Genomic DNA, 26,979 nt, shown 5'->3' on the forward strand with positions numbered 1-26,979 from the left:
GACCCCCAGGGTAGCGCAAGACGGGCGCGCCGCGGCGACGGCCGCGCGCCTCACGGCGACCCGGCCGGCCCCGGGCGCCCGACGAACGCGCGGATCCGCGCGCGATCAGCCTCGGACAGCGGGCGCCCCGGGGGCGGCATGGTCCGCTCCTCGAGGACCCGGCGCGCGATGGACTCCCGGAGCGTCGTCGTCGTCGTCCACGCCGCGGGCGTGGAGAGGTCGACCCCGCCCTCGCCGCCCGGGAGGTGGCAGGGCGCGCACGCGCGGGCGACGACCGGCGCGAGGTCGTCCCAGGCGGGCGCGGCGTCGCCGTCGCCCGCGGAGAAGCGCCGGAGGGCGCCCGACGCGAGCAGCCAGACGTCGCCGCCCGGCGAGCCGATGAGCTTCCCGCCGCGCGGGAGGCGCGCGCCGCGGGTCTCGCGCGCGCCGGTCGCGTCGAGCACGCCGAGCTCGTCGCCGTCGGCGAACCACACGCGATCGCCGGCGACGGCGAGCGCGTGGAGCGCGGCGCTCGCCCGCAGCCGGAGGCGCAGCACGCCGGCGGCGTCCTCCTCGTAGAGCGCCGCGGGGGTCGCCGCGAGCAGCCTGCCGGCGCCGGTGACGGCGAGGAGCGGCGCGGGGCCGTCCGGCAGCGGGTACGACCGCAGCGCCCGCGTGGCGACGTCGAGGGCGCGGAGCCCGTCGCCGAGCGCGAAGGCCACGCGCCCGCCGCCCGCCGCGAACGCCTCGAGCGGCCCGGTCGCGTAGCGCGTGACGGTGGCGCCGTCCGCCACCGCGATCTCGCCGTCCAGCGCGAAGGCGGCGCCGCCTGCGACGGGGGCGCCGCCCCCGCCGAGGCCGAGCGCGGCCCGCACCGGGGCGCGCTCGAGGCCGTAGCGATCGGCGACGGGCTCGAACGCGCCCTGGCCCGGCAGCCTGAGGAGGCGCCCCTCGGCGTCGACGCCGACGATCCACGTGCCGTGGCCGTCGGGCGCGGGGAGCGCCGCGGCGCTGACCCAGCGGTGGGGCGCGCGCTCGACCCGGGCGAGCGCGCCGTCCACGAAGACGGCCGCGGCGCCGTCGTGGAACAGCACGACGCGGCGGCCGTCGTCGGCGACAGCGCGGACGGGGCCGAGCCCGGCCGAGGGGGGCCACGCGACCGGCCGCACGGCGAGCGGCCGGGCCGGCGCCGCGGCCTGCCCGGCGCAGCCGGCGAGGGCGAGCGCGAGCGCGAGAAGGGCGCGGGGGGCCGCGCTGCGGAGGCGCGTCACGGGCTCCGGAGCAGCTCCGGCACCACCTCGCCGTCGCGCAGGTGCTCGCGCGGCGCGATGCCGAAGGCGAACAGGAAGGTGGCGAGCAGGTCCGGCGGGGCGATCGGGCGCGGGCCGCCCCGGAACGCCTTCGCGGCGGCCGGGAGGAGCTGCTCGGGGTCGGTCTTGCCGAACGAGAAGTTCCCGCGGAAGCGGGGGGAGATCACCATCGCGGAGTTGTTGGGGTAGTGGTCGCGGCCCATCGCCGTGTTGATCTGCGGCGTGCGGCAGAAGTCGCTCGTCACGAGGAGGTGGGTGTGATCCGAGAGCTTCTTGCCGGCCCGGGTCGGGTGCGGGGTCGCGTCGAGCGAGCGGACGAGGGCGGCGATCAGATCGAAGAGCTCCTGCTGCGTGGCCGCGTGCTGGCGGTAGTTGCTCGTGTGCGTGTCGAACCCGGTGCTCGAGAAGCTCACGCAGCGGACCACGTTCCGCCGCATCGCCTCGAGCGCGAACGCGGCGTTGACCGCCGCCTGCCTGGCGAAGCGCGCCGTGTGGTTGAACTCCGGGTGCGCCTGGACGAGCTTGCCTTTGGAGAACACGTCCTGGAGCCCCGACTTGAGCATCCTGGCGAGCCCTTCTGCCTGGAGCGCGAAGCCGTCCAGGGTGCCGGTGGTGCTCGATCGCGCGGCGAGCGACCTGGCCTCCTCGGAGAGGAGCGCTGTCACGGCGTCGCGGTCCTCGGCTGTGTCGTAGAGCTTCGCGCGGGTGAGGGAGCGGCTGATCGTGCCGATGTCCGCCACCATGAGCGGGGCGGCGCGGCGGTCGAGGCGGTCGCCCACGAACGACGAGGGGAACTGCACGGAGACGACGGGGAAGGTCTGGCCCGCGCCGAGCTCGCTCGCGCAGATCGCGTCGAGGCTGGACGACGTGGAGCGGCCGCCGCTGAGGTGCCTGCCGGTGGTCGCGAAGGCGATGCCGTCGGGGTGGCTGACGGTGTTCATCGCCAGCCCGTTGACGATGCACAGCCGGTCGTACAGCGCCGCGAGCGCGCCGATGCCGGGGCCGAACGCGAGGTTCGAGCCCTGCGGCCTCACCGGGGCGAAGGTCTTCGCGCCGCCGGGCCCGGGCGCGTCGACCCAGAGGCGGAGCGGCGCGGCGTCGGTGTTGTCGGTCGTCGCCGGGTCGACGAGCCCCCTGGCCTCGTTCCGCGGGTCGGCCCAGAGCGTGACGTCCCAGCCGCCGGACGCGTGGATGAAGACGAAGAACTCGTCCTCCGCCGACTTGGTCTGCGCGGCGAGCGCGCGCGCCGGCAGGCCGAGCGCGCCCGCCGACAGGCCGAGCGCCGCGCCCGCGGCGGCCTGGAGCAGCGCGCGGCGCGGGAGCGCATGGCAACGAGGACAGGGGTCGAGACGAGCCATCACGGGTGGTCCTCAGGGTACCTTCTGACGCCGCCCGCGCCCGCACGATCGATTCTCGCTGTTCCTGGGTCAGCACGAGGATCTCGGCTTCTCCCTCCGGCGCCTCCTCCGGAAGATTGAGCTCGACGCGTCACGACCTGGGAATCCGGACAGTGAGCTTGTGCCCGTGCATGGCGCTGCGCACGAAAAGCAATCTGCATTACACCATGCACCATCTGGCCGGCTCGACGCCACGCGACCTGCGGCGGCAATCCAGGCGCAAGGACAGGTGAGCGAGCCCGTCCGTCACCGGATCTCGGAGGCTCGGGACGCAAGAGCAACCCTCAATACAGCACGAACTCCGGGTGCCGCACGAGCCCGTAACACACAGCGGCCCAGCCTGCCTCGGCCGGCGAGAACCGCGACTTCGGCGCGCCCTTCGCGCGGTGCCGCGCCACCGTGCCCTGGTAGAGCGCGAAGAACCTCCCCTGCCGGTCCGGCGGCGCGAGGCGCGCGGGGTAGCTCAGGAAGGTCCGGTGCAGCACGTCGAAGCGCGGAGCGAAGGCGGGCTCGTCGAGGTCCTCCGCGGGCAGGTCGAAGGCGAAGATGAGCCGGCGCTCGATCGGGACCGGCACGCTCGCCTTGAGGTCGTGCTCCAGGGCGCGGTCGCAGAGCGCGATGCCGAGCCGCTCGAACGCCGCCATCATGAGCGCGTTGGTCTGCGTGCCGCGCGGGAAATCGATGCCGTGATCCGGGAGCCCGAGCGCCGCGAGGTAGTCTCCCCACGTATCGAAGAGCGCCGATCTGTCGTCCCCCCGCGCACGCCGCTCGACCTCGGCGGGCGAGAGGCCGCCGAAGAGCCGGAGGTACGTCCTCAGGTACGCCTCGGCCGGGATGAGCCGCACGTCCCGCCTCGGGGCGCGGCTCTGGGCGACGCGCCCCGTCTCCCGGAGCGGCGCGGCGGGCCGCGGCGCCACCGCCTCCGGCGGGGCGCAGGCGCCGGCCAGCGCGGCCGTCCCGGCAAGGGCAAAGGCCCTCACCCGGCCGCGCATCACCGCGCGCCCCCGCCGGCGCGCTCCAGCGCGGGCCGCTGGTTGCTCGCGCGCGCATAGGCCGGCGAGCGGACGATCGCCTCGACCAGGGACCGCATCCGGTAGCCGCGCGACACGAACCGCTCGCGGAGCGCGCGGAGCAGGGCCTCGTCCTCGTCGCGCAGCGGCCGCCCGAGGAACGACTCGGTCACGCGCTCGACAGCGCACGAAGCGAACTCGGGCATGCGCGTGAGATCGGCCGCGACGCCGGCCGGGCCGCGCTCGGCGTTGTCCGGTGAGGCATAGGCGCCCCGGAGCACGCCGCGCTCCCGGCTCGAGAACGCAGGATCGTAGAAGCGCTGGCACGAGTGGCCCGTCTTGCCCTCCGCGTTCAGCTTGCACACAGGGTTCTCGATCGGGAACCTGGAGGCGGGGAGATAGGTCCACGTCGTCTCCTCGACCCGCGTGAAATACGCCGCGAGCGGCTCCAGCCTCGCATGACAGCTCGAGCAGCCCGGCCGGACCATCAGGTCGGGCTCGTCCGACGGCGGGAGATCCGCGTGCTCGGCCATGAAGCTCTTGCACAGGAACGCGCTGTAGAGCGCTGCCGCGCGCGCGCGGCGGGAGGCATATTTGGCGAGGAACACCGGCGTCGTGATGATCCCCGCCGCGCGCGGCCCGCGATCGGGGATGAACGTCCAGTCCGACACGTCGTGCGGAGCGACGACAGGCGGCACCGCGCCCGGCAAGAACAGCGGCGCCTCGTCCTCGCGCATCCCGAACGACTTGTGCAACGAGCAGCACGCCGCGGGCGCGCTCGATCGATAGAACTGCGCGAGCGGCCCGTTGATGAACGTGTAACGCCCGGTGAGGATCTCGCGGAAATCGCGGTCGGCCCCGAAGACGTGCTTCATGAAATGAATCGCCTCCTGCGACCACCAGAACTTGTGCCAGCCGGAGATCGTGTGGGGCGCCGCGCCGATCGGGGCCTCGATGCCGAGCGGGAGGTGGGCCGGCAGCGAGAAGGCGCGCGGATCCCTGCCGGAGCTGTCGCCGGGCAGGCAGTGCTCGAGGCCGATGCCGCAGCCGCAGTCGACGCTCATCACCGAGGCGAGCGCGCTCCGGCACGAGATCGGCTCGCCGCGGTGCGCCTTCGCATAGCGATCCTCGGGCATCGGCGGGCGCGCGCGGCCCGCCGGCAGCGGCGCCCCCCGGGGCAACGGGGGGATGTCGCTCGCGTAGATGCGGCCGACGTCGGCTGTCTGCGCCTCTTCCTTGCAGACCCGGACCTCGACCGTCGGCGTCGTGCCGTCCGGCTCGAACAGGAGCTGCGGCAGCGGGACATAGGCGCTGTCCGGGTCCTTCCACCCGGCGCCGTAACGCTGCGTCGGCACGACCGAGAGGTAATCGCGGTAGAGCCAGAACGGGCGCACGACAGTGGTCCGCTCGTCGAGCAGCCGCTGGGAGATGGGCCTGGGCGTCCCCGTGACAGCAGCGAAGCTCGCCACCCGGAGGCCGCTCTCGGCCTCGGAGAAGCAGAAGTCGCCGTCGATCACCGGGAGCAGGCGGCGCTGGTTGTGGCGGTAATAGACATGGAGCGGCTTGCCGTCCGGGCCGAGCACCTGCGCCCGGCGGAGCGTCGTCTCCGACGGCGTGAACAGCCCCACCGGGCCGAGCTCCAGCCGCAGGACATCCATGTAGATGCGCGTGAGCCGCTCGACGTACCCCGGGCCGTCGAGGTGGCGCTCGATCCAGGCGTCGAGATCGAAGCCCGGCGACTCGAGCTCCGCGAGCTCCTCGCGCGTCGGGAGCCGGCCCTCCAGATCGAGAGAGAGCGCGCGGAAATACCGGTACTGCTCCAGCGCCGGCGCGGCGGCGGACGGCGGCGCGACGGCGGCCGCGGCCGCCGCCGCGAGCAGCGCCGGCGCCGTCAGCGCGCGCACAAGGCGCGAGCCGCTCACGGCGCCACCTCGCCCGCCGCGCCCTCCGGGGCGGCCTCGCCGGGGACCGCCCCGGCCATCAGCATCCCGAGCTCGGTCCGCGAGACGGCGCCCGCGTCCCGCGTCGCCACGATCGCGCCCCTGTACATCACCGCGATCCGGTCCGACAAGGACAGCACCTCGTCGAGCTCCGCCGACACGAGCAGCACCGCCGCCCCCGCGTCGCGGGCCGCCACGATCTCGCGGTGGATGTGCTCGATCGACCCCACGTCCACGCCCCGCGTCGGCTGGCTCGCCACGAGCAGCTCCACCGGGCGGCTCAGCTCGCGCGCGAGGATCACCTTCTGCTGGTTGCCGCCGGACAGCGCCGAGACGGGCGTCCCGGGGCCGGGCGCCCGAATGTCAAAGCTCTTTATCAGGCGCCGCGCGTTCTCCTCGCGGGCGTCGTCGCGGAGCACGCCGCGCGAGGAGAACGGCGCCTTGTAATACGTGCAGAGCGCGAGGTTGTCCGCGATCGAGTACGAGAGCACGAGCCCGTGACGCTGCCGGTCCTCGGGCACGTGCGAGACGCCCCGCTCGCTCAGCGCGCGGGGCAGCGCGCCGGTGACGTCGCGGCCCCGGAGGAGCACGCGCCCGCCCCGCGCCGTCGACAGGCCGGTGATCGCCTCGACGAGCTCGGTCTGGCCGTTGCCCTGCACGCCGGCGATGCCGAGGATCTCGCCCGCGCGCACCGAGAAGCTCACCTCGCGCACCGCGTCGCCGCCGGCCCCGCGCCGGCCCGCGACGCTGAGGCGCTCCACCTCGAGCACGACCGCCTCGGGGCGCGCCGGCGCCTTCGTCACCTGGAGCGCGACCTCGCGGCCCACCATCGTCGCCGCCAGGCCGCGCTCGTCGGTCTCGGCCGGGACCGCGGCGCCCACCACCCGGCCCGCGCGCATCACCGTCACCCGATCGGCGACCGCGAGCACCTCCCTGAGCTTGTGCGTGATGAACAGCACCGACACGCCCTGCGCCGTCAGGCCCCGCAGCACGCGGAACAGGTCGTCCGCCTCCTGCGGCGTGAGCACGGCCGTGGGCTCGTCGAGGATCAGGATCTCCGCCTTGCGGTACAGCGCCTTGATGATCTCCACGCGCTGCTGCACGCCGACCGGGAGGTCCTCGACGCGGGCGTCGGGGTCGACGCCGAGCCCGTGGCGCGTCGACAGGGCGCGCACCTCGTCGCTGGCGCGCCGCCTGTCGATCACGCCGCCGCGCCGCGCGGGCTCCGCGCCGAGCACGATGTTCTCGGCGACCGTGAACACCGGGATCAGCATGAAGTGCTGGTGCACCATGCCGATCCCGAGCGCGATCGCGTCGCTCGGCGAGCGCAGCGCCACCGTGCGCCCGCTGCGGCGGAGCTCCCCCTCGTCCGGGCGCACCAGCCCGTAGAGGACGTTCATCAGCGTCGACTTGCCGGCGCCGTTCTCCCCGAGCAGGGCGTGGATCTCGCCCTCGCGGAGGTCGAGATCGACCCTGTCGTTCGCCAGGACGCCGCCGAACCGCTTGGTGATCCCCCGGGCCTCGAGGACGGCCGTCACCTGCGCCCCTCCGGCTCGTAGGGCTGGCCGTCGGCGGCCGGCGGCGTTGTCTTGCCGATGACGCCGGTGAGGATGAGCAGCGTCAGGAGGTACGGCACGAGCCCCACGACCGACGATTGCTGCAGGAACGACCACGACGGCGGGATGAGGTCGCGGAAGAGCTGGAGGTTGATCTGGAACGCCTGCGCGGCGCCGAAGACGAGCGCCGCGGCCCACGCGCCGAACGGGGTCCAGTCGCCGAAGATCATCGCCGCGAGGGCGATGAAGCCGCGGCCGTTCGTCATCATCGGCTCGAACGACGGCACCGACTCCAGCGTGAAGTACGCCCCGCCGAGCCCCGCGATCGCGCCGCCGATCACGACGTTCACGTAGCGCACGCGCGCCACGTCGATCCCCACCGTGGCCGCGGCGCGCGGGTGCTCGCCCACGGCGCGCGCGCGCAGCCCCCACCGCGTGCGGAACAGCACGAGGTGCGTGACGACGACCAGCGCGATGGCCGCCAGGGCGATCGGCTGCTGCTCGAAGACGGGGCCGACGACGGGGATGTCCGCGAGCAGCGGGACGCGCAGGCGCGGCAGGACGCCGGGCGCGTGCGGGACCTGGCCGCCGAACGCGCTGCCCGGCCCGAAGAAGAGCTGTCGGTTGAAGAAGCCGGTGAGCCCGACGGCCAGCAAGTTGATCACCGTCCCCGCGAGGATCTGGTCCACCGCGAAGGTCACCGCAAGCACAGCGAGCAGGAGGCCCAGCGCCGCGCCCGTGAGGATCGCGATGACGACGCCGAGCAGCAGGCTCGGCAGCGCCGGGAGGTGCAGGACCGCGCTCGCGTAGATCGACCCGAACCAGCCCGAGAACGCCGCCGCGAGCATCATCCCCTCGATGCCGAGGTTGACGACCCCGGAGCGCTCGCAGAACACGCCCGAGAGCGCGCCCAGCGTGAGCGGCGTGGCCACGGCGAGCGTCGTGGCCGCCATGCTGGCCACGATCGTGAGGGGCGGCACCCGCGAGGCGCCGACCAGCGCGACGACGAGGACCAGCAAGCACACGACCGCGGCGATGAACCCGTACCGTCGATAGGCCATCTTCACCCTCGCGCTCAGCCACCCCAGCCGCGCGTGAGCACGAGCCGCTCGCGCTCGCCCCGCACGCGGTAGATGCGCCGGACCAGGGTGTCCGCCGCGACGAAGAGCAGGATCAGCGCCTGGATCACGGAGATCACGTCGATCGGCACCTGCGTGAGGTACTGCATCCGGGTCGCGCCGCTGCGCATGGCGCTGAACAGCAGGGCGGCGAGCACCGTCCCGCCGGGGTGCGCCTTGCCGAGGAGCGCGATGGCGATCGCGTCGAAGCCGTACCCCTGCGAAAACCCGAGCTCGTGCCGGTGGTGCAGCGCGCTCACCTCGATGGCGCCGGCCGCCCCGGCGAGGGCGCCCGAGAGCGCCATCGTCACGATCACGGTGCGGCCCACGCGGACCCCGGCGTAGCGCGCGGCGTCCGGGCTCTGCCCCGCGGTGCGGACCTCGAAGCCGAAGACCGTCCGCTGCAGGACCCACCCGACGAGCGCCGCCGCGAGCAGGGCCAGCGGGAAGCCCCAGTGCAGCCGGAAGCCGTCGACGAGCGCCGGCAGGCGCGCGCTCTCGTCGATGAGCGGCGTGCGGGAGAGCACGTTGCCCGGGGTGGGGTCCTTCATCGGGCCGTTCAGCAGGAAGCTCACCGCGTTGAGCGCGACGTAGTTGAGCATGATCGTGCTGATCACCTCGTGTCCGCCCGCGCGCGCCTTGATCCACCCGGGGATCGCGGCCCAGAGCCCGCCGGCGAGCGCGCCGAGCAGCAGCGTCAGGGGCACGTGCAGCGCCGCGGGCAACCCCACGCCGGCGAGCCGCGGCAGCCAGTGGCCCGCCCAGGCCGCCGCGAGCGCCCCGAGCGCGAGCTGCCCCTCGGCCCCGATGTTGAACAGCCCGCCCCTGAACGCCAGCGAGACCGACAGGCCCGCGAGGATGTACGGCGTCGCCCACACGAGCGTCTCGCTGACAGCCCGCGGCGACCCGAACGCGCCCTCGAGCATGCCCGCATAGGCGTCGATCGGATTGCCGCCGGCCAGGGCGATGAGGGCGCCGCCGAGGACCATCGCGGTGAACACCGAGAGGGCCGGCAGCAGCAGCGGACGGAGGAGCCGGATCAGCCTCTCTCGCATGCCCGAGCTCCCCGGGCGCTCACTGCCCCGGCTTGGTCGGCGGCACCCCGGTCTTGAGGGTCCCGTCGAGGAGGGCCTTCCTGAGCTCCTCCATCTTCGCCTTCACCTCGGCCGGCACCTTGCCATCGAGATCGTGATACGGCGCGTACCCCGATTTGCCCGTGAAGTTCCCGCTCGGGAGCTTGCCTTCCTTGGCCATCTTGATGAGGTCGAACGCGCCGTCGTTGATGAGCTTGACGGCGCTGGAGAGCAGGACCTTCTGGGCCTCTGGCACCGTGTAGTACTGGTCGGTGTCGACGCCGATGGCGTAGGCGTCCTTCGTGGCCGCGCCGAGCAGCGCGCCGTTGCCCGTCTTGCCGCCGCCGCCGAAGACGATATCGACGCCCTTGTCGATCATCGAGACGGCGGTCGTCTTCCCCCACTCGGGATCGGTGAAGGTCTTATCGAACCCGACGTCGTTGTGATAGACGACGCTGAGCTCGACGTCGGGCTTCACGTGGCGCGCGCCCGCGCGGAACCCCTCGCCGAAGCGCCAGACGGGCGGCACGGCGTCGGTGGCCAGCACGGCGCCGATCTTCCCCGACTTCGTCATCATCGCGGCGAGCGCGCCGACGAGGAAGCCGCCGTGGTCCTCCGGGAAGATGAGGCCGACAACGTTCGGCTTCTCGGCGCCGGGCCCCTGGAACTGGTCGATCCCGATGAACTTCACGCCCGCGAACTGCGCGGCCGCGGCGTGCGTCGCCTCGGTGAGCCCGAAGCCGCTCGTCACGACGACGTCGTACTTCTCCTCGGCGAATGTCGCGATGTTCTTGGGGTAGTCCTTCGGATCCGTTGTCTCGATGTACTGCGTCGTGGCGCCGAGCTCCTTCTGCGCCCGCTGGAGCGCCTCCCACGCCGACTGGTTGAACGACTTGTCGTCGATCTTGCCCATGTCGGTCACGAGGCCCACGCAGAACACCTCGGGGGTCGCGCAGTCGGCCTTCTTGTCCCTGCTGCACGCCGGGAGCGCGCTGGCCAGCGCCAGAAGGACCGCGACCGCGAGGCGCTGCTTCTTCAACATGCCGGATCTCCTTTGGAAGTCGCATTGGACACCGGCCAGCGCACCAAGGCAACCCGGCGATTGCATTTGCGCACATTTGCACACACGGCTTCGGGCAGGGCCGCGGCGCGCCGGGCGCTCGAGCGCCGCGGCGCGATCGGGAGCAACTTTTTCCTGAGCGGCGTTGTCACAGTCGCTCGGTGGCGCCCGATGAACGACGGGGCGCGCCGGCTCAGCCTGCCCGAGGAGGTCTTTCATGACGGGTCCTGCCGTTCGACTCATGCTTTGTGGTGCACTCATCGCGACTGCCCTCGTCCCTTCCGGGGACGCGTCGGCCTGCGGTGGCGAGGAGATCATGCCCGCCATCGATCACCGCGTGATGGGGGTCGCGCAGGCCGAGCAGGCGCTGCGCGACGGCCGGATCACCGCGGCCGCGGGGAGCGTGATCCGGATGTTCCCCGAGATCCGGCGGATGTCTCATGACAGAGATCCGCTGCTCAACCGGGCTTTCCGCGTCCTCGCCGTGGCCACCGCGCGCGCGGACGGGGCGCTCCGGGTCGCCCCGGAGCTGCCGCGCGAGCTGCTCGAGACGTGGGGCGGTGCGTCGGCCGAGGACCGGAAGGCGAACGTCGACTGGTCGATCCGCGCGCTGCGCCGGCTGAACGAGCAGCGAAAGAACGACCCGGCGCTCCAGACCGACCTCGGCGAGGCGCTCGCCAGGGCGCCGGAGCACAGCGGCGAGGCGCTGAAGCTGCTGGGCGGCCTGGCGGAGAAGGACCTGCTCGCGAGCCCGGAGGGGTACGCGGCGCTGGCGCGGCTGCGCGCGCTGTCGGGGGACGGCGCGGGGCACGACGCCGCGGCCAGCCGGTGCGAGGCGATGGCGAAGAACACGGCCCTCTGTAGGAGCAGCCGCGCGATCGACGCGCGGCCGCAGAGCTGACGCCGATGCGCGCCCGCCCGCTGCTCGCCGCGCTTGTGGCGCTCGCCTCGGGCGCCGCCGCGTGCACCTCGGAGGACCCGCGGGGGACCGGCCCCGCCGCGACGCCGCCCGCGCAGGACGGCGGCGCGGCGGCCGCGATCGCCGCGGCGCCGGCCGCGATCGCCGCGGCGCCGGCCGGCGATCCGGAGCGCGGGCAGCGGCTCGTCGCCGAGCACCAGTGCAACCGCTGCCACGACGGGACCGGGCACGCGCCCGCGCCGCGCGACGCCCATTGCGTGCAGTGCCACCAGGACATCGCGGCCGGGCGGTTCCAGGCGCCGGCCGCGGCGATGAAGCGGTGGAACGAGAACCTCGTGTTGCTGCGCGACGTCCCGTCGCTGGCCGCGGCCGGCGACAGGCTGCGGCGCGACTGGATCCGCGGGTTCCTGCTGGAGCCGCACGACGTCCGCCCGCGGCTGCACGCGACGATGCCGCGGCTCGCGCTCGGCCCGGAGCAGGTGAGCGACATCGCGGCGTACCTCACCCGCGATCGCCGCGAACGTCCGAGCGTGTCGCTCGAGGGCGCGAGCGCGGCCCGGGGGCGCGCGCTCTACGAGGCCAAGGGGTGCGGGACGTGCCATGCCTTCACCGGGGTGACCGGCGTGACGGCTGTCGCGCCTGTCAAGGCGATGGAGAAGGAGACGCGCGCGGCGGTCGCGCTGGCGCCGGATCTGCGGGTCGCGCGCGACCGGATCGAGCCGGCCGATCTCGTGGCGTGGGTGCTCGATCCGGGGGCGATCAAGCCGGGGACGCCGATGCCGCAGGTGCCGATGTCGCCCGCCGAGGCGCGCGACATCGCGGCGTTCGTCATGACCGAGCCGCTCGCGCCGCGGGCGCCGGCGAGCGCGCCGGAGAGGCTGCCTGTCCTGTCGCGGCGGGTGACCTACGAGGAGGTGGATCGCAGGGTGTTTCGTGTCACCTGCCGGCACTGCCACTCCGAGCCCGACTACGCGCTCGGCGACGGCGGGCCCGGGAACACCGGCGGGTTCGGGTTCAAGGCGCGCGGGCTGAACCTCGCCGCGTACGAGGGGATCGCCGCGGGGTACGTCGATGATCAGGGCGAGCGGCGGAGCGTTTTCGCGCGCGGTCCGGGCGGCGTGCCGCGCCTGGTCGCCGCGCTGCTGTCGCGGCAGGCGGAGGAGGCGGGGCGGGCCGATCCGGCGGTGCGCGGGATGCCGCTCGGGCTGCCGGCGCTCGGCGCGGAGGAGATCCAGCTCGTCGAGAGCTGGATCGCGCAGGGGCGCCCTCAATAGCGCGGCGGGCGACGCGGGCGCCCGTGGTAGGCTCCGGCCGCGTCCGCGCACCGCGGGTCGCATCTCATGCCCTTTTGGGGAGGCCGGTGTCATGACAGGGATGCTCCTGGAAGACGATTTTGCCAAGGTCGGTGTCGATCCGCGACTCGAGTGGCGCCACCCGCCGGCGCGCTGGGCCGTGGCGCCGGAGCGGAGCGTGCTCGTTGTCGAGCCCGCCGCGAAGACCGATTACTGGCAGCGGACGCACTACGGTTTCCAGAACGACAACGGTCCTTTCTTGTTCACGCGCGCCGGCGGCGATTTCGTGATGACCACCCATGTGCGGTTCCGGCCCGCGCACCAGTACGACCAGGCGGGGCTCATGGTGAGGCTCTCGGCGTCGTGCTGGCTGAAGACGTCCGTGGAGTTCGAGCCGAACGGCCCGAGCCGGCTGGGCGCGGTGGTGACGAACGCCGGCTACAGCGACTGGTCGACCCAGCCGTTCCCCTCGGATCGCCGCGAGATCTGGCTGCGCATCCGGCGGGAGGGCCCGGACTACATCGTCGATGGCTCGGACGACGGCGCGGCGTGGACGCAGCTCCGCATCGCGCACCTGCACGAGGACGACGGGGCGCGCGAGGTCGAGTGCGGACTCTACGCTTGCAGCCCGATGGGCGAGGGCTTCGTCGCGGAGTTCGAGCTGCTCCGGATCGCGCCGGGGCGCGCGGCGTGAGGCGCCGCGCCGCGGGCGCCGCCGCCCTCGTCGCCGGGCGCTGAGCGCTCAGCCGGCCGGGCAGCGTGGCGCCTCGCCCGCGGGGGCGGGGGCGGCCTGCGCGTCGGGCGCGGGGAACTGGTGGCGGAAGGTGAACGCGCGGGGCGTCGGCCCGTGGCGGCGGAGCTCCTCGAGCCGCTCCTCGGCCTCGGCCACGGTCGGGATGTGCCCGGCCGGGATCCACCACAGCACGGAGATGGCCTCCTTCATCGGGGCGAACCACTCCCGGCGGCGGCGCATCGCGGCGGCGTGGTCGGGGTTGCGGAAGACGAAGTCGGACAGGGCCTCTGGCGACTCCCACACCGACATGTTCACGATGAGCCGGTCGTCGCCGAACGCGCGCACCCCGGTGGCGTCGCCGTCGTCGGTCTTCAGCCGCCACACGAAGCCCGGCGCGGCCTCGGCCAGCGCGTTCACCGGGTCGAGCGCGGACACGAAGTCGGCCAGCCGCGCCGAGTCGAGCGGCTCGATCGGCAAGGCGATGTTGACCTGGGCAAGGTGGTGAGTCGGCATCTGGGGAGGATACCACCGCTGCACGCCTACGGTTGGCGGAGCCTCCGCGAGGACAGGAGCGCGAGCCCTCCCGTGCGCTCCGCGACGCGCTGGAGCGACGCGCGCAGCGCGGACGCCTGCTCCTCCCCCAGCAGCGCGCGCAGCCGCCGGTTCACGGCGGCGTGCGCGGCCCGCCCCGCCTCGACAGCGGCCCCCCGACGGCGCGGCAGCCTACGGAGCGCGCGAGGCGCCGGGCCATGCCCGCATCGCGGCCTCCACGGCCGCGCGGAGGCTCTCCCGTGACGCGCCGTCCCGCGCCTGGACCGACATCCCCAGCAAGACGGTCGAGTAGAACGTGGCCAGCGCGTCGGCGTCGGTGTCGGACGCGATCTCGCCGTCCTCGATGCCCCGCTGGATCCGCGCCTGAAGCGAGGCGTGCCACGCCTCGCGGTGCCCCCGCATCAGGTCCTGTACGGGCCGGGCGCCGGGGGAGCACTGGGTCCCGCCCAGCGCGATCATGCAGCCGGACGGATGATCGGATCGCGTGAGCTCGGCGGCCGCCGTCTCGAGCAGCCGCTGCACCCCGCCCCGGGCCGTCGGCTCCTTGGCAAAGATGCAGCTCATGCTCCCGCCCCCCCGGGCGAGGTACCGGTCGACCGCCGCCCGGAAGAGCTGCTCCTTGCCCCCGAACGTCGCGTAGAGGCTCGACGGGCTGATGCCCATCGCCGCGCTCAGCTCGTCGAGCGACGTCGCCTCGTACCCCCGCTCCCAGAACAGGACCATGGCCCGCTCCAGCGCCGCCTCCTGATCGAAGCTGCGCGGCCGCCCTCGCCCCCGCGGGATCTCCCCTGCCGCTTTTTTCATAACGACCGTTCCATAAATCGCTTGACGGACAGCGACAGCCTACGTAGCTTCCTTTTCAGGAACGATCGTTCCAGAAAAAAGGAGACCTGTCGATGAGCACGCTGAAGGGCAAGGTTGCGCTGGTCACCGGGGGTTCGCGGGGTATCGGGGCGGCGATCGCCAGGCGCCTGGCGCACGAGGGCGCCGCCGTGGCGATCACGTATGCCGCGTCGCCGGCGAAGGCGGCCGAGGTGGTGCACGCCATCGAGGCGGCGGGCGGCAGGGCGGTCGCCGTCCGGGCGGACAGCGCGGACGCCGAGGCGGTGAAGGGCGCCGTCGCCTCCACGGTGAAGACCTTCGGGCGGATCGACGTGCTGGTGAACAACGCGGGCGTCGCCGCCATGGCGCCCCTCGATCAGTTCTCGCTGGAGGAGTTCGATCGGCTCATGGCGGTGAACGTCAGGGGCCTCTTCGTCGCGGCGCAGGAGGCTGCCCGCCACATGGGCCAGGGCGGGCGCATCATCAACATCGGGAGCGTCAGCGGCGACAGCGCGCTCATCCCCGGGATGGCCGTCTATGGCGCGACCAAGGCAGCGGTCGCCGGCCTGACCCGCGGCTGGGCCCGGGATCTCGGCCCGCGCGGCATCACGGTCAACAACGTCCAGCCCGGCCCCGTGGACACCGACATGAACCCGGCCGACGGCCCGCTCGCCGCCCAGCTCAAGGACCAGATCCCCGTGCAGCGCTACGGGCAAGGCGACGAGATCGCCGGCATGGTGGCGTACCTGGCCGGCCCCGACGGCGCCTTCGTCACGGGCGCCGACCTGACGATCGACGGCGGCCTCACCGCCTGATCAGCCGGATCTCGCGCGAGACCGCCGCGCGTCCCGCTCGCCGATGCGCTCCATTTCCCGGAGCCATGTCGCTCGTTGCGCGGGGGTCCGGGTGTTCTGATTGAAATAGGTGGTCTCGCGGACGGGCCCGAAGCCGACGAAGCGCAACGTCGCGTTGACGAAGGACGCATGAACGGAGCGCCGGTGCCAGAAGCGGTACCACCAGCTCGGGCTATCCATCGTCGTCACGACGCGCGCGCTGCGACCGGCGAGCAACCCCTCGGGCAACGGGCTCCGCTTTCGGTAGGCGAACGACCAGCCGGGCAAGAAGGTGCGGTCGATGAAGCCCTTGATGAGCGCGGGCGGCCCCGCCCACCAGGTGGGAAAGAACCACGCCACGTGGCTCGAGCGCTCGATGGCGGTCCGGGCCTGGAGGAGATCCGGCTCGAGCTCCTGTCGACCGCTGAAGCCGGCGCGCAGGTGGGGATCGAAGGAGAGCGAGCGCAGGGCCAGGTGCTCGACGCGCGCTCCGCCTCTCTCGAGGCCGGTGGCGTAGGCCCGAGCGAGCGAGTCGCTCAGGCTGTCGGGAGCCGGGTGACCTTGAATGATGAGGTGCATGCGTCGATCGTGGCCATGCAGCAGCATCCGGGTAGACCGATCCGGGCAGGCGTGCCATGCGTGGATGCATGGCTCGCTCTCCCGCTTCCCCGCGCGCAAGCGTGCCGCCCGCCGACGTGGACTGGGCCGATCTGCGCCTCTTCCTGGAGGTGGCGCGCACAGGCAGCTTCTCGGCCGCCGCCCGCGCGCTCGGGGTCGAGCAATCGACAGTGAGCCGGCGCATGGCCGCCTTCGAGAGAGCGCTCCGGGTGGCCGTTTTCGATCGGCGACCGGGAGGCTCGATGCTCACCCCGCTCGGCGAGCGGCTCCGCCGCCACGTCGAGGCGATGGAGGCCGGCGCCGACCAGCTCGTGCGCGAGGCGAGCGGCCACGAGAAGGAGGTCGAGGGCCTTGTTCGCCTGGCGCTCACCGAGTCGATCGCCGTGCACGGCGTCATCCCGCGCGTGCTCCCGGTGCTCGCCGAGAGGCACCCGCGCGTGTCGGTCCACCTGCTGACCAGCTACGAAGCGGCGGATCTGGGCCATCGTGAGGCGGAGATCGCCGTGCGCTTCTTCCGGCCGAAGAGCGGCGATCTGGTGGCCGCGCGCATCGTCACCCTGCCCACGGTGCCTGTCGCCCACCGCAAGCTCTCGAAGAAGAGCCGCGACGAGCTCGACTGGGTCGGCGTCGACCTGGGCCGCATCCCCACCGTCGAGGAGGACTACCAGAGGCAGCACGTGAAGAAGGCTCCCAAGGTCGTCGTGAGCAGCTACATCGCCCAGATCGAGGCCGTGCGGGCGGGTCTCGGCGCCGCCGTCTTGCCGTGCAGCGCGCTCGATCTGGACGCGGATCTGGTGGAGCTCGATCTGGGTCTACCCGCAGGTCCAGTGCTCGAGCTCTGGCTCGTCACGCCCCGCAGCCTGCGCCACGTGCCGCGCATCGCCGCCGTGTGGAGCGCTCTCGAGGAGCAGCTCCAGTTTCTGCACGACGCGCGGCGCGCGCCGGCGCGTCCACGGTCGCGGTGAGCCGCACCGCGATCCATGGCGCCTGCCGATCTTGCGCTCGCGCGCGCGGCGCTCGGATGTGAACGCTCACATTTACCCCCATTTCCGCATCCGTCGATCGCGCGCCCCGTGAATTCCCCGGCCTTGCCACGTCGTTCCCCGGGGCGACGGCGCGGCTCAGGGCGCTGGCAAGCCCGACAACCGGGCCGCCCAGGCGAAGCCCGTACGGCAGCTCACACGGGCACGGCGATCGACAGCCGTGGCGCCCCCGGCGCAGATCGAGGAGCGCCGCGCGCCGGTCATTTTGATTGACGCCGCCATGTGAACGTTCACAATTGGAGCTGGACCCCTCGAACGACACGAAGCGGGCGACGGACGAGGAGGTGAATCAGGCCTGAAAAATCCCCTCGGTTTGCAGCCCTTTTCAGCGGGGCAATTGAACAGGGAGACGGGGAGTATCGTGAAATTTTCCCTCCCCGCCCCCCTGCCTCCCTGTGAATTTTCTGAAGGATCCGAGGGGACGCCTCAGGAATCAGGCCCCTCGGACAGCTCGGGGAGGCGCCACGACCAGGAAGCAGCTCGCCTCGACGCAACCATTTCTCTGCGAGCCGCGTGCCGAGCGCTCGCTGACACCTCTCATCAGGAGTTCACCATGCACTTTGCTTCTCGATGGTCCAACGTCCGCTCTCTCGCCCGACGTACGGGCGGCACGGCGTCCGCAGCCGTTCTCCTCGCTCTCCTTGCAAGTTGTGCCGGGGAGTCGCAGGAGGGCGATGGCGCCACGACGGGTACGACGACCGGCCCTGGAACGAGCGGTTCGACCACCAGCGGCTCGGGCGGGAGCGGTGGACAAGCGGCGAGTGGCAGCTCGACGAGCACCAGCGGAGGATCGACGACGTCCGGAGGCGGCGAGCCTGGGACCGGCGGCGGCGGCGACGGCGGCTCGGGTGGCAGCGCCCCTGCCGTATGCCCCGAGACCTACTCCAATCCTCTCATCTGGGCAGACCTCCCCGATACAGAGGTCATTCGCGTCGACGACACCTACTACTATACCGCGTCCTCGTTCCACCATTCGCCTGGAGCGCCGGTGCTCCGCTCCTACGATCTGGTCCACTGGGAATATCTATCACACTCCGTCCCCCGGCTGGACTTCGACGCGTCGTACGACCTGAGCGGGGACAGATCCTACGTGAACGGCATCTGGGCCTCCACGCTCCAGTATCGAAAGAGCAACGAGACCTTCTACTGGATGGGCTGCATGCACAACACAGGCGGCGGCTGGGTCTTCACCGCCAAGTCCCCCGAAGGTCCGTGGGAGAAGCACAGAGGCGGCTGCTATTACGACATGGGGCTGCTGGTCGACGACGACGACACCATGTACGTGGCGTACGGGAACGGCACGATCAGCGTGGCTCAGCTCAGCGCAGACGGCTTCAGCCAGGTCAAGAATCAGGCCGTGTTCCAGACGCCGGGCAACATCTCCGGGCCGCTGGAGGGCTCTCGCTTCTACAAGATCGACGGGGACTACTACATCCTCGTCACGCAATACGCGAACGGCGAGTATGTGCTGCGATCGACGAACGGCCCCTTCGGTCCCTACGAGCTGCGGCCCTTCGCGGTCAAGCTGCCCTACGCCGGCGCCGCGGGCTCCGGCGGGAGCCCGCATCAAGGCGGCATCGTCCAGACGCAGAACGGCGACTGGTACTACATCGCGTTCAATGACGCGTTCCCGGCCGGCCGCATGCCTGTCATGGCCCCGGTGACATGGTCCGACGGCTGGCCCTCGGTCACCCTGGTGGACGGCAAATGGGGAGGTACGTACCCCTTCCCGGACCTGCCGTGCGGCTCGAACCGGGTGAAGCCGCCCGCGAGCAGGGAGACCTTCGCGGAAGCGACCCTGAGCCATGAGTGGGAGTGGAACCACAACCCCGACAACACCAAATGGTCCTCCGGGGCTGGGCTGACCCTGCAAACGGCGACGGTGACCAACGATCTCTATGATGCTCGAAATACGCTGACCCGTCGTATCGAGGGACCCGTCTCGATCGCGACGATCGAGCTCGACTTCAGCAAGATGCAGAACGGCGATGTCGCCGGCCTCGCCGCGCTGCGCGACGCGTCGGCGTGGATCGGGGTCAAGAAGGCCAACGGGGCGACGCGCGTCGTGATGACCAACGGGGTCAACATGAACACCTCCTGGACCACGACGAGCAGGGGCACCGAGGTGGCCGGCGCCGACGTGTCCGGCACCAAGATCTGGCTGCGCGTGGAAGCCAACGTCCGCACCGATGCCGGCGGCGCGCAAGCGCGCTTCTCCTACAGCACCGACGGCACCCGGTTCACCAGCCTGGGCAACACGCTCAACATGAACAAGGACTGGCAGTACTTCCTTGGCTACCGCTTCGGCATCTTCAACTACGCCACGCAGTCTCTGGGCGGCTCGGTGAACGTCGCCTCCTTCGAGGTGACCAAGCCGTAACCCGCGAGCCGTTCGCCTGCGCGCGCCGCCGCTCGTCGGCGCTGCGCATCCCCGTGGTGCCCTCCCCGCCCCTCCCCGCTCGTCGATGCCCGGACGCGCCGCCCCCTCGAGGGGCCCGCTGCGCGCGTCGAGCCGGCGTCAGCCGTCGTACCCGCCCTGCTCGCCGTCCGCGTCCGGCGAGCGACACCGCATCACCATGCAGATCTCGTTGCCCTTCTCGTTGTGCCGCACCTCGTCCATGAAGGTGCGGATCAGCATCAGGCCGCGGCCGCTCGGCTTCTCCAGGTTGGCGAGGTCGGTCGGGTCCGGCAGGTCGCGCGGGTCGAAGCCGGGGCCCTCGTCGCGCACCACGTAGGTCGCCTCGGTCCGCGTCTCCCGCGCTGTCACGTACACGCGCCGGTCCCGGTACGGGCTCTCCCGCCGGCGACGCTCGACGAGCGCCTGGAACGCGCTCGGATCCTCGTCGAGCAGCGTCGAGCAGACCTCGAGGTTGCCGTGCACGATCGCGTTCACGAGCGCCTCGCGCAGCGCCACCGCCACCTGGATCCGGCCCGTCTCGTCGCACAGCCGCATCCGGCCCAGGCTCTGCTCGATGTGGCCCACCAGCGCGGGCACCTTCGCCACGTCGTTGTCGAGCTCGAAATGGGACTCGGTCGCCGTCAGGCACGAGAGGAGCTGCTGCTCGCGGCGATCGAGCCGCGCCACCGCGAGGACGTTCTCGACCGTGCTCACGAGCTCCGCCGCGAGGTTCCGCTTCGCGACGTAGCTCGCCGCGCCCCGCCGGAGCGCCTGCACCGCGATCTCCTCGCTGCCGTGCGCCGTCATCAGGATCACCGGCAGGTACGGGTGATCGCGGCGGATCGCCTCGACGAGCTCCAGGCCGTCCATCTCCGGCATCTGGAGATCGGTCAGCACGATCTCCGGCATCGCCCGCGCGATCGTCTGCAGCGCCTCGACGCCGTTCTCGGCGTACATCGGCTCCATGCCGGCGCGCTTCTTGAGCAAGCTGCCGGAGAGGCGCCGATCCATCGGGGAGTCGTCCACCACGAGCACCCTCACCATCGCGTCACCTCGTTATCAGAGCGTGGTTCGCCCTGCACCGGCGGCGCAGGGTCCGCCGGCGAGCCCTCTCGCATGAACGCGGCGAGCTCGGGGATCAGGCGCTCGATCTGCGCGCGCAGCGCGAACTGCGCCTCCGCGAGGCTGCCGAGCTCGTTCGTCCGCGCCATCTTCTCCAGCGCGAACGCGGCCTCGAACGCGCCCCGCGCGCCGAAGCTGTCGACCCCGCCCTTCAGGCTGTGCGCGGCCCGCTGGAGCTTGCGCGCGTCGCCGGCGGTCACCGCCTCGTCGATGTCGGCCATCCAGCGGGGGCACTCCTCCAGGAAGACCTCGGCGAGCTCGCGCAGGAGGTCGGCGTCGCCGCCCGTCCGCTCCAGCGCCCTGGTGCGGTCGAACATCGGCCGGCTCGCGATCGACGACGGCGAGCCGGTCAGCCGCTCCGAGCGGTTGCTCGGCGGCCCGCTCTCGAACGACGACGAGGGCACAGGCGAATACGAGCTCGGCGCGCCGAGCGACAGGCTCGCCGGATCCTCGATCTCCAGGGAGGAGGGCCCGGCGGCGAGCCGGTCGATCATGTCGTAGAGCTCCTCCACCTGCACCGGCTTCGACACGTAGCCGTCGAAGCCCGCCCGGAGGCAGCGCTCGCGGTCGCCCTTCATCGCGTAGGCGGTCACGACGATGAGCGGCATGTGCCCGCCCTCGCGCCGCTCGCGGGCGCGGACGACGCGCGCCGCCTGGAGGCCGTCCATCTCGGGCATCTCCACGTCGAGCAGCGCCACGTCGTACTGCCCGCTCGCGATCTTCTCGACGGCGAGCCGGCCGTTCTCGACGATGTGCACGTGATGGCCCTGCCGCTCCAGCCAGCGGCGCATCAGCTTCTGGTTGATCGCGTTGTCCTCGGCGACGAGCACGCGCAGGCCGCGGACGCGCGGCCCGGGCGCGGCGCGGCGCACGTCGGCCGACCGGAGCGCGCTCCGCGTCGGGACGCCGAAGGCGTGGAACACGGCCTCCTGGAGGTGCGACGGCTTCACGGGCTTGGTGAGCATCGCGAAGACGCCGAGGTCGCGGCAGCGCGCGGCGTCCGCCTGCGCGCTCGTCGAGCTCAGCATCATGATGGTGCGGCCCTTCAGGATCTCGCGGCGGCGGCAGTGCTCGACGACGGCGAAGCCGTCGACCTTCGGCATGCGGGCGTCGACGATCGCGAGGCCGAACGAGCTGCTCGGCCCGACCGCGTTGCCCCCCGGCTTGCCCCAGGGCAGCGCCCACACCCCCGAGTCCTCCGAGAGCGCCGCGATCGCCGCCGCGCCGGAGTCGACGGGGACCGCCTTCATCCCCCAGCCCTCGATCGTCTCGATGAGGATGCGCCGCGTCGTCGCGTTGTCGTCGGCGATGAGGACCCGCGTGCCCTGGAGATCCTTCGGGAGCTGCGGCCTGCGCGACCGGGCGGCGCCCTCGAGCGCCCGGAGCTGGAGCGTGAAGTGGAAGGTGCTGCCCTTGCCGACCTCGCTCTCGATCCAGATCTTGCCGCCCATCATCTCGACGAGGCGGGCGCAGATCGTCAGCCCGAGCCCGGTGCCGCCGTACTTGCGGGTCGTCGACCCGTCCGCCTGCGCGAACGCGTCGAAGACGAGCCGCTGCTTGTCGGGGGCGATGCCGATGCCCGTGTCGATGACGCGCACGTGGAGCACCACGACGTCGCCGAGCGCCTCGCCCGAGTAGAGGTCGGCCGAGCTCGGCCTGTCCGCGGCGGCCTCCTCGGGCGCGACGGGCGCGCGCGAGTCGACCCCGGCGCGGACGAGGATCTCGCCGGCGTCGGTGAACTTCACCGCGTTGCTCACGAGGTTCACGAGGACCTGGCGCAGCCGCAGCGGGTCGCCGACGAGCGCCTCGGGCACCTCGGGGCCGACGTCGTAGGCGAGCTCGAGGCGCTTCTCGTGGGCGCGGAGCGCGAGCGTCTTCACGGCGTCGCCGAGGATCTCGCTCGGGTCGAAGACGACGGGCTCGATCTCGAGCTTGCCCGCCTCGATCTTGGAGAAATCGAGGACGTCGTTGATGATGGCGAGCAGCGCGTCGGCCGAGATCTTGACCATCTCGAGGTACTCGCGCTGCTCCTGGGTGAGCTCGGTCTGGAGCGCGAGCGACGTCATGCCGATGATGCCGTTCATCGGGGTGCGGATCTCGTGGCTCACGCTGGCGAGGAACTCGCTCTTGGCGCGGCTCGCCGCCTCGGCGGCCTCCTTGGCCTGCTGGAGCTCGGCCTCGACCGCCTGGCGCTGCATGAGCAGGGCGCGCAGGCTCGCCGAGTGCTCGCGCTCGTTCTCGAGCGAGGCCTCGCCCATGGCGTCGGCGCGCCGCTTGGCGATGCTCGCCATCACCGCCATGGCGGGCGTGGTGACGGCGAAGACGATGACCCGCAGCAGGTTCTCCCCGCTGTAGACGAACGGCGCCCCGTCCTCGGAGAAGTAGATCGCGAAGTAGACGCACGAGATGAGCGACGAGGCGATGCCGCTCCAGAGGCCGCCGCTGAACGCCGCGAAGACGATGATCATCGACAGGATCGCGGGCGGGTTCGGGACGGTCCAGTCGAACGCGGCCTCGAGCGAGGTGACAGCGCCGATGACGAGCAGCGCGAGCAGAGGCCCGAGCAGCGGCAGCCACCGCTTCTCCCAGGAAGGGCGGCTGAGGCGTGGATGAGGCGCGGACCGGGCCGGCAGGAAGGTGCCGCGGGCGTCGCCGTCGCCGGCGAACGAGGGGCGGGGCTCGCCGGCGAGCGAGGGGCGGGGCTCGCCGGCGAACGAGGGACGGGCGTCACCCCCCAACGAGGGGCGGGCATCACCGCCCAACGAGGGGCGGGGCTCCGCGCTGCTGGTCCCCGGCGCGGCGGCTGGCGGGGGAGCCTCGGCCTTCGGCATGGCTCCATGGAGATAGCGGGGTCGCGATCGGGCGTCCATGGCCGCGAGGGTGAGATCCGGCGGTCCGGCCGCGCGGAGGCGACCCCGGCAGCGGGCGGCGCGCGCGGGCCGACGGCGGCGCTCGACCCCCCGACCGCTCACCGCGCGTTCACTGTGCGTTCGCCGTGTGATCTCGGTGCGTTCCCCGTGCGCGCTGCGTGGGTTCTCCGTACCGTTACCCCTTCACCCCACCCGTCGTCAGCCCCGCCACGAGGTGCCGCTGCACCAGGTAGAACGCGCCCATGACAGGCAGCGACACGAGCAGCGCGCCCGCCGCGAACCGCTCCCACTGCGCGTCGTACTCGCCGATGTACCGCTGCAGCACCACCGGCAGCGTGAACATCTCCTCCTTGCCGAGCAGCGTCGCCGCGAGGATGAACTCGTTGTACGCCGTCATGATCGCGAACAGCGCCGTCACCGCGATCGCCGGCCGCGCCGCCGGGAGCACGACCCGCAGGAACGCCTCGAAGCGCGTCGCCCCGTCGACCATCGCCGCCTCCTCCAGGTCGACAGGGATCGCCTCGAACGCCGCCCGGAGCTGGAAGATCGAGAACGGCACCGCCGTCGACGCGTAGCAGAGCACGAGCCCCGTCCGCGAGTTGAGCAGGCCGAGCGCGTCGAGCAGGAGGTACAGCGGGATCGCGCTCGCCACCGTGGGGAACATCTGCGTCGCGAGCAGCGCGCGCAGGCCGCGGACCTTGCCGACGAACTGGAAGCGCGCGAGCGCGTACGCCGCCGGGACAGCGACGGTCACGCCGACGGCCGCTGTCGCGAGCGCCACGACGATCGAGTTCGCGAGCTGGCGGGGGAAGAGCCAGATCTCCTCGCCGCCGACCTTCTGCCTCGTCGTGACCACGGCCTCGAGGTGCTCGAGCGTCGGCTGGTTCGGGATCGGCAGGACCTCCGGCACCGGCGGGCGCGACCCGGAGAAGGCGATCGAGATGACCCAGAGCACCGGGTACAGCGCGAACGCGACCGCCGCGAGCAGCGCGAGGTGCACAGCGATCGACTCGACCGGAGAGGGCTTGCGCGTCATACGGCCTCCGTCGCCGCCACCGGGGCGGGCGCCGACCCGTCGGCGGCCCCGCCGCCCTGCGGGATGGTCGACCCAGGCGTCCGCCGGCGCCACCCCGAGGCGCGCGTCGCGAGCGTGAGCAGCAGGAAGATGAGCACCGAGTACGCCGCGGCGTAGCCGTACTGGGCCTCTCGCGTGAACGCCCACCTGTACGCCTCGGACACGAGGATGTCCGTGGTGCCGTCGGGATCGCCGCCCGAGACAAGGAACACCACGTTGAACATGTTGAACGTCCAGATCGCGCCCAGCGTCACCGCCGGCGCGAGCACCGGCCGGATCAGCGGCAGCGTAATATTCCAGAGACGCTGCCATCGCGTGGCGCCGTCGACCTCGGCCGCCTCGAGCACGTCCTCGGGCACGGCGGTGAGCGCGCCGAGCGTGACAACCATCATGAACGGGAAGCCGAGCCAGACGTTCGTCGTCACGTTGGCCGTGAACGCTGTCGTGAAGCTCGAGAACCAGGCGATGGGCTCGATGCTCGTGCCGAACGCGGAGTTCACCGCCTCGATGAGGCCGGTCACCGCGCCGAACTGCCGGTGGAACATGCCCTTCCAGGACAGCGCGGTGACGTAGCTCGGCACCGCCCACGGCACGATGAGCAGCACCCTGTAGAGCGCGCGGAGGCGCAGCGTCGGGCGGTGCAGCAGCAGCGCCAGCGAGACGCCGAGGAGGACGTGGAAGAAGAGGTTCACCGCCGTCCAGAGCACGGTCACCGCGAGCACGAGGTAGAACGAGCCGCTCGCGAAGAGCGGCCCGCCGCGCGCCGTGAGGATGCTGATGAAGTTGGCGAGGCCGACGTACCGGAGGCTCTCCCCGCTGCCGGCGAAGAGCGACGTGGCCGCGCCGATGACGAGCGGCACGATGACGAGCACGCCGATCGCGACGACGGCGTGCGCGACGTACTTGTAGGCCGGGAGCGAGCGCTCGAGCGCGCGCCGGAGCGTCGGGCGCGTCGGGTGCGTCGGGCCGCCAACAGCGCGCCTCGCGGCGACGACCCACCGGAGCACGAGGGCGAGCGCGAGCGCGCCGAGCACGAGGAGCAGCGGCGCCGGCGAGGCGGGCGGCGGGAGCGGCCGGCGCACGTCGTCGAAGCGGCGCTTCGCCTCGGAGAGCGCGACATCGGGGGGCGCGTCGCCCCGCAGCACCTTGCGGATCGCGCGCGCCGACGGCTCCCACGTCGAGCGCATCGCCGGCGAGGTCGGCATCGGGATCGCCACCTTGGCCTGCTCGGCGAACGCCGCGATGAAGGCGTCGTCGGCCGGGACCGGCACGTCGCTCCGGACCGGCGGCGTGCGCGCTACCTCGAGGCGCGTGGCCGCGGCCGCGGCGCCGGCGATGTGGCGCGCGAGCGCCCGCGCCTCGGCGCGCCGCGCGCCGTCGGGCGAGAGCATCACCGCCTCGACGGTCATGAACGGCCGCATCGGCTGGCCGGTCTCGCGCACCTTCGGGAGCGGCACGACGCGCGAGCGCCGCTTCGCCTCGTCCTTGAGGCCGCCAACGAACCACGGCCCGCTGATCGCGAACGCCGCGCGGTTCGTGTTGTAGAGGTCGGTCACGAGCGCGCCGTTCGCATCCTCCGGGACGACCCGCCGCGCGATCAGCGAGCGGACGAGCTCGAGCGACCGCTCCGGGCCGGGGCCGACGAAGCCGAACTGGTCGTTCTCGTCCAGCATCGTGCCGCCGAACGCGGCGAGGATCGGCATGTGCGCGTAGGCGTTCGACGCCTCGTACGCGAGCGGGTACACGCCCTGCGGCAGGGAGCCGGCGAGCGCCGCGATGTCCTCGAGGTAGGCAGGGGCCTCGCGGACGAGCGCTGTGTTCATGTAGAGCGCCATGCACTTCTGGCTGATCGGCAGGCCGAAGATCTCGCCTTCCTGCCGCACCGCCGCGAGCGCCGGCCCCTGGAACACCGCCTCGCCGCCCGGCTCGAGCGCGTCGCCCACCGGCGCGACGAGCTTGCGCGCGCGGTAGTCGCCGAGCCGCTCGTGGGCGTCGATGAACAGGTCGGGCCCCTCGCCCATCGGGACGGCCGCCTGGAGCTTCGAGGCGTACGCGTCGAACGGGAGGGCGAGGAGCTCGACCTCCTCGCCCTTGAAGGCCGCGACGATGGCGCCGAGCGCCCTGGCCTCGTCGTCGCGGTAGGCATGCCAGAGCCGGAGCGGCGCCGCGGCCGCGAGCGCCGGCAAGAGGAGCAGCAGCGCGGCGAGCGCGGCGGCCGTGACGGCGGGCGCGGGCGGGGTGCGGCGGCGACCTGGCATG

At 72.5% G+C, this 26,979-nt stretch carries 21 protein-coding genes; 6 read left to right on the plus strand and 15 right to left on the minus strand.

From position 1 onward, the window contains the following. Positions 1–50 precede the first annotated feature (50 nt). From WMF42_RS38370 to WMF42_RS38405, 8 genes are all read right to left on the minus strand, one after another. On the minus strand, positions 51–1,250 hold the full coding sequence (locus WMF42_RS38370; RefSeq protein WP_437688159.1) for a c-type cytochrome: 1,200 nt from the start codon (positions 1,248–1,250) through the stop codon (positions 51–53). Then, positions 1,247–2,647, minus strand: a complete 1,401-nt coding sequence (locus WMF42_RS38375; protein WP_437694399.1) for a DUF1501 domain-containing protein — start codon at positions 2,645–2,647, stop codon at positions 1,247–1,249. Before WMF42_RS38375 ends, WMF42_RS38370 begins: the two co-directional genes overlap by 4 nt. Positions 2,648–2,970: 323 nt before the next feature. After that, positions 2,971–3,666: a hypothetical protein gene (locus tag WMF42_RS38380; protein ID WP_233562680.1), complete on the minus strand. Its 696-nt coding sequence runs from the start codon at positions 3,664–3,666 to the stop codon at positions 2,971–2,973. 11 nt (positions 3,667–3,677) lie between these two features. Next, complete coding sequence (locus tag WMF42_RS38385) at positions 3,678–5,618, minus strand: DUF1585 domain-containing protein (protein WP_437688160.1); 1,941 nt, start codon at positions 5,616–5,618, stop codon at positions 3,678–3,680. After that, positions 5,615–7,174, minus strand: coding sequence for an ABC transporter ATP-binding protein (locus tag WMF42_RS38390; protein WP_437688161.1), 1,560 nt, complete (start codon positions 7,172–7,174; stop codon positions 5,615–5,617). Before WMF42_RS38390 ends, WMF42_RS38385 begins: the two co-directional genes overlap by 4 nt. Beyond that, positions 7,171–8,253, minus strand: a complete 1,083-nt coding sequence (locus WMF42_RS38395; RefSeq protein ID WP_061610395.1) for an ABC transporter permease — start codon at positions 8,251–8,253, stop codon at positions 7,171–7,173. The genes WMF42_RS38390 and WMF42_RS38395 overlap by 4 nt, the downstream gene beginning before the upstream one ends. A gap of 14 nt (positions 8,254–8,267) precedes the next feature. Further along, positions 8,268–9,365, minus strand: a complete 1,098-nt coding sequence (locus tag WMF42_RS38400) for an ABC transporter permease (protein WP_437688162.1) — start codon at positions 9,363–9,365, stop codon at positions 8,268–8,270. 19 nt (positions 9,366–9,384) lie between these two features. Then, on the minus strand, positions 9,385–10,425 hold the full coding sequence (locus WMF42_RS38405; RefSeq protein ID WP_437688163.1) for a BMP family lipoprotein: 1,041 nt from the start codon (positions 10,423–10,425) through the stop codon (positions 9,385–9,387). 334 nt (positions 10,426–10,759) lie between these two features. Between WMF42_RS38405 and WMF42_RS38410 the strand changes: the two genes are divergently transcribed. From WMF42_RS38410 to WMF42_RS38420, 3 genes are all read left to right on the plus strand, one after another. Next, a complete protein-coding gene (locus WMF42_RS38410; RefSeq protein ID WP_061610394.1) occupies positions 10,760–11,344 on the plus strand; it encodes a hypothetical protein in 585 nt (194 codons plus the stop codon). 5 nt (positions 11,345–11,349) lie between these two features. Further along, positions 11,350–12,636 carry a c-type cytochrome gene (locus WMF42_RS38415; protein ID WP_437688164.1) on the plus strand — a complete coding sequence of 429 codons (1,287 nt, stop codon included), beginning with the start codon at positions 11,350–11,352 and terminating at the stop codon, positions 12,634–12,636. 91 nt (positions 12,637–12,727) lie between these two features. Then, complete coding sequence (locus WMF42_RS38420; protein ID WP_437688165.1) at positions 12,728–13,348, plus strand: DUF1349 domain-containing protein; 621 nt, start codon at positions 12,728–12,730, stop codon at positions 13,346–13,348. Positions 13,349–13,396: 48 nt separating this feature from the next. Here WMF42_RS38420 and WMF42_RS38425 read toward each other — a convergent pair whose 3' ends face one another. Together WMF42_RS38425 and WMF42_RS38430 are read right to left on the minus strand one after the other, a co-directional pair. Continuing rightward, entirely contained in the window at positions 13,397–13,900 is a 504-nt protein-coding gene (locus WMF42_RS38425) for a DUF3291 domain-containing protein (protein WP_437688166.1), read from the minus strand. A 210-nt stretch (positions 13,901–14,110) separates the two neighbouring features. After that, positions 14,111–14,743, minus strand: coding sequence for a TetR/AcrR family transcriptional regulator (locus WMF42_RS38430; RefSeq protein WP_061610286.1), 633 nt, complete (start codon positions 14,741–14,743; stop codon positions 14,111–14,113). A 92-nt stretch (positions 14,744–14,835) separates the two neighbouring features. Between WMF42_RS38430 and WMF42_RS38435 the strand changes: the two genes are divergently transcribed. Further along, on the plus strand, positions 14,836–15,576 hold the full coding sequence (locus tag WMF42_RS38435; protein WP_437688167.1) for a 3-oxoacyl-ACP reductase family protein: 741 nt from the start codon (positions 14,836–14,838) through the stop codon (positions 15,574–15,576). Here the strand turns inward: WMF42_RS38435 and WMF42_RS38440 are convergent, their stop codons facing one another. Further along, positions 15,577–16,173, minus strand: coding sequence for an NAD(P)H-dependent oxidoreductase (locus WMF42_RS38440; RefSeq protein ID WP_061610284.1), 597 nt, complete (start codon positions 16,171–16,173; stop codon positions 15,577–15,579). Between the two features lie 68 nt (positions 16,174–16,241). On the opposite strand from WMF42_RS38440, the gene WMF42_RS38445 reads away from it, so the two are divergent. Both WMF42_RS38445 and WMF42_RS38450 read left to right on the plus strand, forming a co-directional pair. Beyond that, the gene (locus tag WMF42_RS38445; protein ID WP_233562009.1) at positions 16,242–17,177 is read left to right on the plus strand and encodes a LysR family transcriptional regulator; all 936 of its coding nucleotides are present in this window, start codon (positions 16,242–16,244) and stop codon (positions 17,175–17,177) included. A gap of 631 nt (positions 17,178–17,808) precedes the next feature. Next, on the plus strand, positions 17,809–19,635 hold the full coding sequence (locus WMF42_RS38450; protein WP_061610282.1) for a glycoside hydrolase family 43 protein: 1,827 nt from the start codon (positions 17,809–17,811) through the stop codon (positions 19,633–19,635). A 138-nt stretch (positions 19,636–19,773) separates the two neighbouring features. Here WMF42_RS38450 and WMF42_RS38455 read toward each other — a convergent pair whose 3' ends face one another. The 4 genes from WMF42_RS38455 to WMF42_RS38470 all read right to left on the minus strand — a co-directional run bounded on the left by WMF42_RS38455 (position 19,774) and on the right by WMF42_RS38470 (position 26,978). Further along, a complete protein-coding gene (locus tag WMF42_RS38455; protein WP_061610281.1) occupies positions 19,774–20,697 on the minus strand; it encodes an ATP-binding response regulator in 924 nt (307 codons plus the stop codon). Beyond that, positions 20,691–23,606: a response regulator gene (locus tag WMF42_RS38460; protein ID WP_081426739.1), complete on the minus strand. Its 2,916-nt coding sequence runs from the start codon at positions 23,604–23,606 to the stop codon at positions 20,691–20,693. The genes WMF42_RS38455 and WMF42_RS38460 overlap by 7 nt, the downstream gene beginning before the upstream one ends. Before the next feature lie 214 nt (positions 23,607–23,820). Beyond that, the gene (locus WMF42_RS38465; protein WP_437688168.1) at positions 23,821–24,681 is read right to left on the minus strand and encodes a sugar ABC transporter permease; all 861 of its coding nucleotides are present in this window, start codon (positions 24,679–24,681) and stop codon (positions 23,821–23,823) included. Beyond that, positions 24,678–26,978 carry an extracellular solute-binding protein gene (locus WMF42_RS38470; RefSeq protein WP_061610279.1) on the minus strand — a complete coding sequence of 767 codons (2,301 nt, stop codon included), beginning with the start codon at positions 26,976–26,978 and terminating at the stop codon, positions 24,678–24,680. The genes WMF42_RS38465 and WMF42_RS38470 overlap by 4 nt, the downstream gene beginning before the upstream one ends. Position 26,979 lies beyond the last annotated feature (1 nt).

It is taken from the genome of Sorangium sp. So ce176, assembly GCF_051519835.1.
GTDB classification, from domain to species: domain Bacteria; phylum Myxococcota_A; class Polyangia; order Polyangiales; family Polyangiaceae; genus Sorangium; species Sorangium cellulosum_G.